The 10,084-nt window shown below is 51.8% G+C and carries 15 protein-coding genes and 1 pseudogene; 12 read left to right on the top strand and 4 right to left on the bottom strand.

Going from position 1 to position 10,084, the window contains the following annotated elements; genetic code table 11:
* Positions 1 to 32 precede the first annotated feature (32 nt).
* The 4 genes from MMW58_RS19110 to MMW58_RS19095 form a co-directional block, all read right to left on the bottom strand.
* On the bottom strand, positions 33 to 2,138 hold the full coding sequence (locus MMW58_RS19110) for a 3'-5' exonuclease (RefSeq protein WP_241721885.1): 2,106 nt from the start codon (positions 2,136 to 2,138) through the stop codon (positions 33 to 35).
* A 141-nt stretch (positions 2,139 to 2,279) separates the two neighbouring features.
* Complete coding sequence (locus tag MMW58_RS19105; protein ID WP_241721884.1) at positions 2,280 to 2,618, bottom strand: hypothetical protein; 339 nt, start codon at positions 2,616 to 2,618, stop codon at positions 2,280 to 2,282.
* 162 nt (positions 2,619 to 2,780) lie between these two features.
* Positions 2,781 to 2,975, bottom strand: coding sequence for a DUF1482 family protein (locus MMW58_RS19100; protein ID WP_241721883.1), 195 nt, complete (start codon positions 2,973 to 2,975; stop codon positions 2,781 to 2,783).
* A gap of 705 nt (positions 2,976 to 3,680) precedes the next feature.
* Entirely contained in the window at positions 3,681 to 4,079 is a 399-nt protein-coding gene (locus MMW58_RS19095; protein WP_241721882.1) for a helix-turn-helix domain-containing protein, read from the bottom strand.
* Between the two features lie 122 nt (positions 4,080 to 4,201).
* Between MMW58_RS19095 and MMW58_RS19090 the strand changes: the two genes are divergently transcribed.
* From MMW58_RS19090 to MMW58_RS30355, 12 genes and pseudogenes are all read left to right on the top strand, one after another.
* Entirely contained in the window at positions 4,202 to 4,432 is a 231-nt protein-coding gene (locus MMW58_RS19090) for a transcriptional regulator (RefSeq protein WP_237372685.1), read from the top strand.
* 2 nt (positions 4,433 to 4,434) lie between these two features.
* Complete coding sequence (locus MMW58_RS19085) at positions 4,435 to 4,989, top strand: toxin YdaT family protein (protein WP_241721881.1); 555 nt, start codon at positions 4,435 to 4,437, stop codon at positions 4,987 to 4,989.
* A 54-nt stretch (positions 4,990 to 5,043) separates the two neighbouring features.
* Positions 5,044 to 6,027: a DUF1376 domain-containing protein gene (locus tag MMW58_RS19080; RefSeq protein WP_241721880.1), complete on the top strand. Its 984-nt coding sequence runs from the start codon at positions 5,044 to 5,046 to the stop codon at positions 6,025 to 6,027.
* Complete coding sequence (locus tag MMW58_RS19075) at positions 5,939 to 6,484, top strand: replication protein P (RefSeq protein WP_241721879.1); 546 nt, start codon at positions 5,939 to 5,941, stop codon at positions 6,482 to 6,484. Before MMW58_RS19080 ends, MMW58_RS19075 begins: the two co-directional genes overlap by 89 nt.
* A 13-nt stretch (positions 6,485 to 6,497) precedes the next feature.
* Positions 6,498 to 6,938 (top strand): PerC family transcriptional regulator, encoded by a 441-nt coding sequence (locus MMW58_RS19070; protein WP_241721878.1) that lies wholly within the window; start codon positions 6,498 to 6,500, stop codon positions 6,936 to 6,938.
* A 2-nt stretch (positions 6,939 to 6,940) separates the two neighbouring features.
* A complete protein-coding gene (locus MMW58_RS19065) occupies positions 6,941 to 7,726 on the top strand; it encodes a ParB/RepB/Spo0J family partition protein (RefSeq protein ID WP_241721877.1) in 786 nt (261 codons plus the stop codon).
* Positions 7,723 to 8,016, top strand: a complete 294-nt coding sequence (locus MMW58_RS19060; RefSeq protein ID WP_241721876.1) for a hypothetical protein — start codon at positions 7,723 to 7,725, stop codon at positions 8,014 to 8,016. Before MMW58_RS19065 ends, MMW58_RS19060 begins: the two co-directional genes overlap by 4 nt.
* The gene (locus tag MMW58_RS19055) at positions 8,013 to 8,234 is read left to right on the top strand and encodes a hypothetical protein (protein ID WP_241721875.1); all 222 of its coding nucleotides are present in this window, start codon (positions 8,013 to 8,015) and stop codon (positions 8,232 to 8,234) included. The genes MMW58_RS19060 and MMW58_RS19055 overlap by 4 nt, the downstream gene beginning before the upstream one ends.
* Positions 8,231 to 9,088, top strand: coding sequence for an MmcB family DNA repair protein (locus MMW58_RS19050; RefSeq protein ID WP_241721874.1), 858 nt, complete (start codon positions 8,231 to 8,233; stop codon positions 9,086 to 9,088). Before MMW58_RS19055 ends, MMW58_RS19050 begins: the two co-directional genes overlap by 4 nt.
* The gene (locus tag MMW58_RS19045) at positions 9,085 to 9,471 is read left to right on the top strand and encodes a hypothetical protein (protein WP_241721873.1); all 387 of its coding nucleotides are present in this window, start codon (positions 9,085 to 9,087) and stop codon (positions 9,469 to 9,471) included. Before MMW58_RS19050 ends, MMW58_RS19045 begins: the two co-directional genes overlap by 4 nt.
* A complete protein-coding gene (locus tag MMW58_RS19040) occupies positions 9,471 to 9,749 on the top strand; it encodes a hypothetical protein (RefSeq protein WP_241721872.1) in 279 nt (92 codons plus the stop codon). The genes MMW58_RS19045 and MMW58_RS19040 overlap by 1 nt, the downstream gene beginning before the upstream one ends.
* Positions 9,746 to 9,929, top strand: a pseudogene (locus MMW58_RS30355) (DUF551 domain-containing protein); the annotation flags it as partial. The gene MMW58_RS19040 and the pseudogene MMW58_RS30355, both read left to right, overlap by 4 nt.
* Positions 9,930 to 10,084 lie beyond the last annotated feature (155 nt).

Genomic DNA, 10,084 nt, shown 5'->3' with positions numbered 1-10,084 from the left:
CGGCTGGTGGGGTTATCTCTGAAAACGAAAAATCAGTTTTTAATCAGGCGCTGCCAGATAGCAGAAATGTACTTGGCCTGGTGCTGTGCATCCGCCAGCGCGTTATGCCGTTCACCTTCGAACGGGATCGCGGTTTTTGGATTGAAGCCAATGGATTTGCCGAGCTCAACCATCGTTCTGACGTCGCGGTCATTCCAGTAGTCCCAGGGGCAATCGAGGCAGGCGAGATCAAATGACGAACGCAAAATGGTGTTATCGAATGTGGCGCCATTACCCCACACCTGCGCTTTTTTACGGCCGCCCGTGACGTTCTCCAGGATGAAGTCAGTGAACATGAGCAGGGCATCATCCAGCTTTATGGCATCATCATTGGCTATGGCCGAACGCGCCTCAGAGGATTGTTTTAACCACCATATAACTGTTGAGGGGTCGATCTCAGCACCCCATGAAACCGCAGATTCCAGGCTGACAACTTTGTAAAATGTTTCGCCGAGAATCCCTGTAGCCGGGTCAAATAAAACGGCGCCAATGGAGACGATAGGAGCATTTGATTTTTTACCCATGGTTTCTATATCCACCATAATGTGAACATATTCAGTGGGTAATTCTTCACCACCATTGTGATGACCGGATTCAATATTTACGGCAGCTGACGCGCCACCAGGCTCAGCGTCGCACGCAGCATGCTCAGCTGCCGCTTTGCCCTCTGACATTTCATCATGATCCGCGGCTTCATCACCGCCAGTTTCTTCCATCTGCACATTGCTGGTGGTCTCCGGGACAGGGATATTTTTGGGAGGGATATTTTTTCTCGCTTCATCAAGGTCTTCACGCAGTTCTTCGTATGTTTTCTTTTTCGTTTTTACAGCTGCCGTCTCATCAGCCGCGGTTTCTGCTTTTCGGAGGTCAGAAATTTTGGCTATGTTTGTAGGCATAGGCATAGAGGACCGTCCGCAGGCAATATCCACGATCAGCTCGTCTGGGTGCGCGTGGTCCGTTTCTGTCATTACGTGGTTAATATGCTCCCGGTGAGCAACGCGATCTTCCCACAGACCCACAGGCGTGGTTTTCACCGTTGCGATATTGCAGGCGCGTGAGTAATTTCGCCCACCAGGTATGGACATAAATAATTCGCGGGTTGCCAGAAACTCTTTGTTATCAAACTTGTTCATAATGGAATTAGCCTGAATATCTATTTCCATCGGGACATTGTAGATATCAAACTCTTTGTCGCGCGCAATGAGCCCGAGGGCTATTTCATATTCCAGCCCCAAAACCGTTAACTCGGTTAGTCGATCAGTTTTATTACCGCCGCCGGCGTTTGCTCCTGATGGAGTACGATTAACCGTTGTGATGAAATTGCCGCTGGACCATTCTTTTGTGAGGATGCCGCGGTCAAGATGAGACGTCTGAAACCATAATTTTGCAAACTGGACCTGCTTGCCCAGCTCATGGCGCTTTTCTGCAGGGAATACAGACTTCATCGCGCTGGTAAATTTCCAAAGCCCCGGCATATCGTATGATTTGATGTCCGGCACGTTCTCCGCCGCCAGAATCAGATCCTGAACCGCATGGTTATCGACATCCATTTCCAGAATTGACAGCCGGTTACGTTCCGGAATGCTGATGTGGTAGGTATGACGGTCAACGGCTACGAATTGGGCCAGTAACTGAGTGCGGAAAGGCATTGTCGCGAGTGGATATACTGCATTTTCATCGCCTGCATCGCCTGCATCGCCTGCATCGCCTGCATCGCCTGCATCGCCTGCATCGCCTGCATCGCCTGCATCGCCTGCATCGCCTGCATCGTCTTCCGGAGTCAGCCCTTCATCAGGTTCATCAGGTTCTGGTGTGACAATTTTTCCCCAGGAGATCCCATCTTGTCCGCCGAGTTCGTAGCGGTCGCACCAGGTATCATCCAGTACGTTTTCTTCTGGCAGATCGTCAACGATAAACCAGTTAGTGCGGATCGGCAGCTGGTGGTCAGCACCGCGGCCAACTGAGATACCGGCGTCTTCGAGAATATTCAGTATTTCACGGTCGGCGCGTGAGTCGGATTTTGCCGAGAACCAGCAAAACAGGCTTTTAGCGTCAGCTGATTTTGCTTTAGCTTTGATGAGGTACGCATAGTTGCTCATTGCGTTTGGGCTCCATTGGATTGTAAGATACCCGGCAGCTGATGGCAGCCGCCTTGGTGGTGGTCATTGGTCAAAACTCGATTCCGGAAAGCTTTGGTCGGCTGACCGGGTACTTAACCCGCCTTGCGCGGGTTTTGTGCTTTATGAGGCTGCTGGTGGCTCCCGGCCGTATCCCGGGTTGTCATTAAGCACTTTTTCAAGATGAGGTAACGCCTGCGCCCATGGCAAGGTAATAGCAAGCTTTATTGCGGTGGCAAAATCCTCGACTATCTCTTCAAATTCCCGCGCTTCATCTGTTGCTTCGTCAAGCTGCTGTTCCAACGCCTGCAACTCAATTTCATGCTCCTGATATAGTTCTCCACAAACCTCGTCCTCGACTTCTTCCTTAAGAGTCTCGATGACTTCGTCATGGGGGAGTTTGCCGATACGTTCTATGGCCGGCGTATTGCTGTATTTCAATGCCAGATCGTTAGCTGACATAAAACCTCCGGAAAAAGGGCCCGCCGCATGGCGGGCAAAGACAACTTTTCCAATTTAACCAGAACAGGCCTCGTCTCCTGTTTGGTTATGATGGCGGTATTACCATCACAATGCCCTGTGCACCGGGCATTAGGCTGGTGTAGCCATTGGTTAAAACTCGATTTAAAAACTTACTGCAGGCTGTTGGTCGTCAGCCGCGGCGAACGCCTGCTTGTAGGGCAAGCAATGGCCGTTAACGTGCTGTTCTGTTGCAGCATCCGTGCAAATCTTTTCCGTGTCATAAACCCCGATCAGAACATCTGAGCATTCGCCGGTCAGCGCGCAGACGCTGATAACTAAGGCAAACAGGGTGCTCATGCGTTTACCTCAGGATCCCCTTTCTGCGCGAGGAAGTAGCAGAGCTGGCGAATTCTTGCGGTGATCCAGTTAAGGCGTACTGCCTGGCGGCCTGTTGCTACACGAGCGAAATCAACCATGTGACAAACTCCGTAATTGGTTTTGAAACTGAAGCCCAAAAGATGAGCCCGATACCTACCGAAATGACCATAGAGCGAATGCCGTTTTTACTCATTTCAGCTCCAGCCTTAACGCGGCTAACGTTGCGTGCTGACTAACCATTAATCAGGCTTTGCAATGCGGCGCCGGGTGCCTCCCGGTGACGGTAGCCAGTTAACAACTACTGCCGGCAGCTTCTTTTCCACCCCACCAGGGAAACAAGGCGGTACTGCTTTAACTGAGCCGCGTGCGCATAGCCGCATTCACCGCATTGCAAAGCCTGCTGATTAATCTTTTTCATCTGGCCTTAAGGCGGCTAACCGAACGTGAAACCTGCTGCGCAATGATTGATGCCATCTCATCCGGTGTTTCGTATGCCGCCGGCAGCTACTTCGTGGGCGTCCTGCCTCGATGACTCCTCGTGCTTTAAACAGGCTACAAATAAAATTATCAGCAGTCAATGAAAAACTGATAATAAAAATATCAATGAGTTTTTTATTGTGTGGTAGGTGCTAGAAAAAGGCGAAAAAAAAGCCGCTCGAAGCGGCCTTTTATAGGGGATTTTGGTTATTGAGGATTAGGATCAACTCTTCTTCGTTTTAGATACTCTTCCATGAATTTATCTAGCTCGTCCAGGCGAATTCTTGCCAGGTCAATAAATCTGTCCTGTTCTGCCTCTGGCAGTTGATCGAACACTTCCAAAAGACGACTTTGTTTGTCATTCAAAACGGTTTTGCTAGCGGTGGCGGCTTCAACTGCTTTTTCTTCATCTTCTGACATGAAGAACCAGTAAAGGGGACGCCCAAGCGCCTCAGGGAGAAGGGCTAGCTTTTCTTTACGAGGAATAATTCCTGAGTTACACCACCCGCTAACTGACTGCGAGTTAACTCCTACGCGTCTGGCCAGCTCTGATTGTGAGATCCCCGCCTCATCAAGTGCCTGTTGCAGCCTGTCTTCGAAGTTCATATTCCGTTCCCAATCATACCAATGACAAAGGATACAAAGTTTCTTTTCAGTTGTGACTAGTTAATTTTCTTGACACTGAAAATTTAATTGTCAATTATGTGAAAACAAATTTGGGAGGTGTCATGAACGAAAACATACAGCAAAAAATTATCGCCGCTTGCGGAAGCCAATCAGAGCTGGCTCGACGGCTCGGTAAAAATTCACAAACAGTTTCTGCATGGTTCCGAAACGGTGTTGCCAGCACGGAAGTAATCAATGCTAGCCGCGCGCTTAATTGGCAAGTCACACCGCATGAACTACGTCCCGATCTGTATCCAAACCCTACCGATGGGTTACCTCACAAGGAAAGCTAATCATGCAGCCTATCACCGTAGGAAATCATACTTCGCCGGTAGCTGTTCAACTGAAATCTGAAAATCAGTATTCGCCGAGGCGCCGGGACAGCATGAAGTGCAGAACTATTTTCGCTGCCATTCAGGAATGGGAATCAACTTTACCCGGGCGCGCACAGGAAATCATCGCGCAGCTGGTGGCAGAACAGTGGGAAAAACAGAACGGGAGAGGGATCAGCGTCAACAAACAGAACCTTTACCGTTACCTGAAAAATGAGAGTGGATCGGAAAAGTACACCAGTTACGTGATGCAGCTGGCGCCGGCCATTGCTGATGCGATGCCGATAGAGATCGCACGCAAATATCACCTTAAACGTGGATTCACTGAAGTCGAGCTGGTGGCCAGCGCGATAAAAGAATGCAGCGAGGCGCACCACGCAAAGCTTATCGGCGTTCCGCTGCAAAAACTGGAACGTCAGATCTGCAATGCAGCGATATCTCTATTTAATCTGCTACCCGCAGACGTGGCGGGACCACTACTGGCGAGCATCAGCGCCGTAGCGCCACAGTGTTTTTAATCGAGTTGTGACCAATAACTATATGCCCGTTAGTTTCGGGCACCAGGAGTAACCATGGCAGCGCTGCCCTACATGCAACTTTACATTGCTGATTACCTGGCGGACACCATGCATTTGTCTACCGAGGAGCACGGCGCGTATCTGCTGCTGATGTTCAATTACTGGCAAACGGGGAGGTCTATCCCTAAAAGTCGGTTATCGAAAATAGCACGGCTAAGTAACGACCGTTGGTCGTCCGTTGAACCCTCGTTGAAAGAGTTTTTTAACGATAACGGCACCGAGTGGGTGCACGACCGCATTGAACGAGACCTGGAGATGGTTCGCTCCTCACAGCGACAGAAATCTGATGCCGGGAAAGCCTCAGCAAGAGCCAGAAAAGGCAAAAAATCAACGGAGGAGAAACGGGATGGTAACGACCGTTCAACGGGCGTTGATAACCCGTTGGAACAGGAAGCCAGCGGCAACCCAACTAATAAAGATCCAGATATAGATACAGATCTAAAAGAAAACCCCTCTCTACGCGGGCAAGCAATTCCAGCCGTTCAGGAACCGAAATACCTGGAGGGGCTGGATATCCCCATCGGTAAATTCACGATGCACAAGAACTGGCTGCCATCTCTGGACTGGCCGCGGCTGGCTACCACCTGGGGGATCGCTCTCCCTGAGCCGGCTTACCTGCCAACAGAGCTGGCTGAATTTTCGGCCTACTGGGAATCGGAACGCAAGGTGTTCACTCAGACTCAGTGGGAACAAAAATTCGCCCGTAGCGTGGTGACCGCCAGAGCTAAATCCAATTCACAACCACCAACCGGAGGTACCGGCAATGCAGGACTTCAACCAGTTAACACCGCATCCCGGGCAGTCCAGGAAATTCAGGCAGCCAGAGAGCGCTGGGAGCAGGAAAACGGACTTACTGGCGGCGGACACGGCATGGAGGCTCTGGACGGTCATGGGGGAGATATTTTCGAACCGCTGGACCCAGAAGAACGGGGCGGCGCCTTCGGATATGTGGATAGCTCAGATTGGGTCGATGAGTGATGCCCAGATCACTCTGGTTTGCCGCCAGTGCATGGAGCGCTGCGCTATGGGGAACACCTGGCCGCCGGATCTGGCTGAGTTTGTCGCGCTGGTTTCAGAGAGCGGAGCCAACCCGTTCAGCCTGACCTCAGAAACCGTTATGGCCGAGTACAAACGCTGGCGAAATGAGTCGTATCGCTACGCGGGCAGTGACAAATATCCGTGGAAACAGGACGTGCTCTATCACATTTGCGTTGAGATGCGTCGGACTGGGGTTGAACGGCAGATGACTGAGGGGGAGCTGAAAAAGCTGGCTGAGAAGTTGCTGACGAAGTGGACAAAACATGTTGCCAACGGATTCACCATGCCGCCGATACGCCAGCAGCTCGAGGCACCGCGGCATCCACCAGGGCCAACGCCGGCACAAATTTTGATGGAAGAGTATAAGCGCCGCAAAGCGGCAGGTTTAACTAAGTAAGCGAGTTTTGACCATGACCAAAAAAAAGAAAGACCGAGTAACAAAGTCACAGATGGCGCTGGCCATTGTCAACCTTACGCCTGACTGCGTCCTGCAGGACGTGTGCGAAGCGTTGGATTTACAGTCCAGCACCGCCGGCGCAATTCTTCGGAAACTGACCGAGGCTGGCAAATTGATCCGTTTCCACAACGGAACCCAGTACGTGTATTGGGTAAAGCCGGGTGTGGAAGTACCGGAAGTGGTGCTGCCTGTATTAGCCCCGCGCGCAGAAACCGGTGATGTTCAGCAGGTGAAGTCGGGCGTGGTTCTGGCGAAGCAGCTGGAAGATAAAAAACTCTGGCGGCGCGCTGCGACGGTGTACACAAACATTCTGGGAATGACCGCCACAGCAAACGAATTATGGTTTATTGCCCGGCTGCGCAGTCGTTGCCTGCGTAATGCGCGGAGGTGCTGATCATGGCTAAAAATTCAAAAGATGTATACGGCGCCAGTGGCAAAACCAACGTGCTGACGTTCGAACCGGAAAAACTGCACCTGGTGACTGATAAGACACACCCGCTTTACGACGAGCGCGTTCACCTGCCTATCCATGAGCCGACTGTGCTGAACATCATGAAACTGGGAGTGCTGGAGCCGATTATCGTCTGGAAAGATCCTGAGACAGCTCTAACCTGCGTGGTCGAAGGCCGTCAGCGGGTTAAGAACACCCTTGAGGCAAATAAACGGCTTCGTAAGGAAGGTAGAAAGCCTCTCCTCGTGCCGGCGGTAGCGAAGCGTGATTCGCCTTCACGCCTGGCTCAGGTGATGGTTAGTGCCAACGAAATTTATCAGCCCGACACGCCTTTAGGCCGAGCAAAGAAAATGGCCGATGCGCTGGGTCGCGGACAAGATGAGCAAGACCTTTCTCTGACGTTTGGCGTCAGTATTCCAACCGTTCGCGCAACGCTTGCGCTGCTGGATGCCACTCAGGCAGTTAAAGACGCCGTAGAAGCCGGGACCGTCACAGTTACCCAGGCACGCCAGCTCGGCACGCTTCCCCCGGAAGAGCAGCGGGCAAAAGTGGCAGAAATCGAAACGGCGACCGCCGGCACAAAAGGGCGCGAAAAATCGCGCCGTCAACGCGCGGTTTTGGGAGACACAAAACCTCGCCTCAAATCTCGTAAAGAAATAGTTAAAGCGCTCGAAGGTGCCAGCGGTGAATACGCTGATGCACTGCGCTGGGTGCTGGGGGAAGCTGTATGAGCAAACAACGTAAATGGCGCTTTGTCGTTGACGGTGCCGAGAAATTTCAAGGCGGTACTTACAGCGGGCCACGAACTGGTGAATTTCGGACCTGGTACGTTACTGGCGGTGATGGTGTGAAGTTTCGCCGGTGCCCGTATACAGATGGTGGTTGGAAGGTCCAGAAGAATCGCACCACGTATGACGATAAGCCTGTTGAGTATGTCGTCAAAAATCCTGAAGACATTTTAGCCCTGGATGCCTTTGTCGGAGAAAAGCCATATGCAGGATACGGGAGGGTATCAGCATGAAAGTTAAATGCATCAAAGATACCGAGGGCTACTGGACTGAAGGCGAATATTACGAAGCGGTAGCCTCTGCCGGCGGTTTTATTCTCGTTGGAGATGACGAAGACCCTGTAGGGGAAGACTGGAGCGCTAGTCCTATCGAATACCGGGACGATGGTTCGATCGTTTATGCCCTGGGCGGTATCGAGGGAGATGTACTGTTTGAGGAGTGTGCAGTGTGAACTGGAAACACAACGATTTAGCTCACGACTTGGCCGAGCATCTACGAAAAAACACAGCGCGCATTTGCTGGGAGGATATGCAGCTCGGCCCATCAGGAACCTGTCGCCCTGATGTATACGCGATGGCGCATAGCTACAGCAAGTTTTGTCCGGTGGTTTATGAGGTCAAAGTTAGCGTTAGCGATTTTCGCGCCGACGTTACCGCGGGGAAATACACCAAATACTTCAAATATGCCGGAGGTGTTGTCTTTGCTGTGCCGGAAGGTCTGTTGAAGAAAACGGACATCCCCGAAGGCTGTGGCCTGATGATCCGCAAAGAATCCGGTTGGCATACGCTGAAGGGGCCGACGATGCGCCAGTTGGATAACCTGCCACGCGATGCCTGGATGAAGTTGCTGATGGATGGAGTAACCCGCCAGGTGGAGCGCACCCAGATTAAAAGCCGTGTGCTGCAAACCTATTTTGTCGACCAGACGCTGATGAAAAAGCATGGTGCTGAAATAGCCGATCTGGTATGCCGGGCCTATCGTTCCCGAGAAAAGCTTGAGCGGGAAATTATCGCTCAGGAGCAGAGATTGCAAAGCGTGCAGCAGGAAGGAGCAGAGGAACTCGCTCGCCAACGCAAACGGCGCGAAGAGTCCGAAGAAAGGCTCACCGACGCTCAACGCGATCTTGCAGTGGCGCTAGGTCTTGACGCAAACGTGCCTATGTACATTCTGACCAGATCGCTGTGGGAAGCTACTCGAAGACTTGCCGGAGATGAGGAAGTTAAGAGGCTGCGTAGCGTGTTATCGCGCCTGGAGAAAACCTTGGCTGATGGGATGCAGTTACTTCCCGGGGAGCGTGCCGCATGAAACCTGTAACCATTGAAACGGTACGAGCACGCATCAAGCAGATCGAGCATGCCATCAATACCATGCCTGGCGGATTTACGCTGAGCATCAACCACGAATTCGAGCTGTCATGTCTACGGGAACTGCTGCGGCACAAAGAGGGCCGCACAGTCACCATTGAACCGTTTCGCTCGTTTGTTACTGATGCCGACATAGCAGCATTACACCGCTTCGCAGAATACTGCGATGACCCTGAATCTGGCGGCCACGATTTGGAAATAGAGCAGGTGCGGCGGCTTGAGGCAATCGGAGCATTGCAGCGCAAGGGACGAATTAGCTACATCACAGGATTTGGTGATGTCCTGATATCAATTACCGCCGGCATCAAGTGGGAGACTGAGTGATGGCTGAACAACCCGAACACTACAACCTCGAAAGCGTTTACGACGAAAAAATCAGCCCGCTGATGCGCCAGATTATCGATATTTGCAAAGCTCATAACATGCCGATGGTTGCCTCATTCGCCTATGAAAACAGCGAAGAGAATGGCATTGGCTGCTGCACTACCACGCTGACCTTTAAAGGTAGACACATAAAAGCATTTGCAGATGCTACGTCAATTATTCGCGGCAATCCTAGTTTCTCTGCGTTCACAATTATGACGGGAGTAAATGACCAATGACCAGCAAATTAACCAGAGAGCAATTGCTTGAACGCGCCCGTGAAAACGTCAAAGCGTTGAAAATGGCGTCACGCCAGCATGCATTCGAAAGCGCGCGCGAAGAAATATTGGCTGACCTGCAGCTTGCTGAGTATGCGCTAGCGCGTCTGGAAGGGGTGGACAGCGAGCCGGTGGCGTATACCGACCAGCGCAACCTGGGCTACATCGACCGAGGAAGGGAAACTGCGTACCTGTGGGGCAAGCAGAACTCAGATCCAGCAGATGTCACGCTCTATCGCCACGCGCAGCCAGCGCCGGTAGAAGTGCGGAATAAACTCAAAGCTGAAGCCTTGGCT

Source organism: Klebsiella sp. HC6 (assembly GCF_022605325.1).
Classification (GTDB): domain Bacteria; phylum Pseudomonadota; class Gammaproteobacteria; order Enterobacterales; family Enterobacteriaceae; genus Klebsiella; species Klebsiella terrigena.
The sequence above is the reverse complement of the archived record's forward strand: the minus strand, read 5'-3'. Positions and strand labels throughout refer to the sequence as shown.

Excerpts from the sequence above, each read along its gene's own strand:
- MMW58_RS19070 (WP_241721878.1), top strand. The coding sequence starts at position 6,498 with ATGACCAAAAAAAAGAAAGACCGAGTAACAAAGTCACAGATGGCGCTG.
- MMW58_RS19095 (WP_241721882.1), bottom strand. The coding sequence starts at position 4,079 with ATGAACTTCGAAGACAGGCTGCAACAGGCACTTGATGAGGCGGGGATC.
- MMW58_RS19090 (WP_237372685.1), top strand. The coding sequence starts at position 4,202 with ATGAACGAAAACATACAGCAAAAAATTATCGCCGCTTGCGGAAGCCAA.
- MMW58_RS19085 (WP_241721881.1), top strand. The coding sequence starts at position 4,435 with ATGCAGCCTATCACCGTAGGAAATCATACTTCGCCGGTAGCTGTTCAA.
- MMW58_RS19065 (WP_241721877.1), top strand. The coding sequence starts at position 6,941 with ATGGCTAAAAATTCAAAAGATGTATACGGCGCCAGTGGCAAAACCAAC.
- MMW58_RS19045 (WP_241721873.1), top strand. The coding sequence starts at position 9,085 with ATGAAACCTGTAACCATTGAAACGGTACGAGCACGCATCAAGCAGATC.
- MMW58_RS19100 (WP_241721883.1), bottom strand. The coding sequence starts at position 2,975 with ATGAGCACCCTGTTTGCCTTAGTTATCAGCGTCTGCGCGCTGACCGGC.
- MMW58_RS19080 (WP_241721880.1), top strand. The coding sequence starts at position 5,044 with ATGGCAGCGCTGCCCTACATGCAACTTTACATTGCTGATTACCTGGCG.
- MMW58_RS19105 (WP_241721884.1), bottom strand. The coding sequence starts at position 2,618 with ATGTCAGCTAACGATCTGGCATTGAAATACAGCAATACGCCGGCCATA.
- MMW58_RS19060 (WP_241721876.1), top strand. The coding sequence starts at position 7,723 with ATGAGCAAACAACGTAAATGGCGCTTTGTCGTTGACGGTGCCGAGAAA.
- MMW58_RS19075 (WP_241721879.1), top strand. The coding sequence starts at position 5,939 with ATGGGGGAGATATTTTCGAACCGCTGGACCCAGAAGAACGGGGCGGCG.
- MMW58_RS19110 (WP_241721885.1), bottom strand. The coding sequence starts at position 2,138 with ATGAGCAACTATGCGTACCTCATCAAAGCTAAAGCAAAATCAGCTGAC.
- MMW58_RS19040 (WP_241721872.1), top strand. The coding sequence starts at position 9,471 with ATGGCTGAACAACCCGAACACTACAACCTCGAAAGCGTTTACGACGAA.
- MMW58_RS19055 (WP_241721875.1), top strand. The coding sequence starts at position 8,013 with ATGAAAGTTAAATGCATCAAAGATACCGAGGGCTACTGGACTGAAGGC.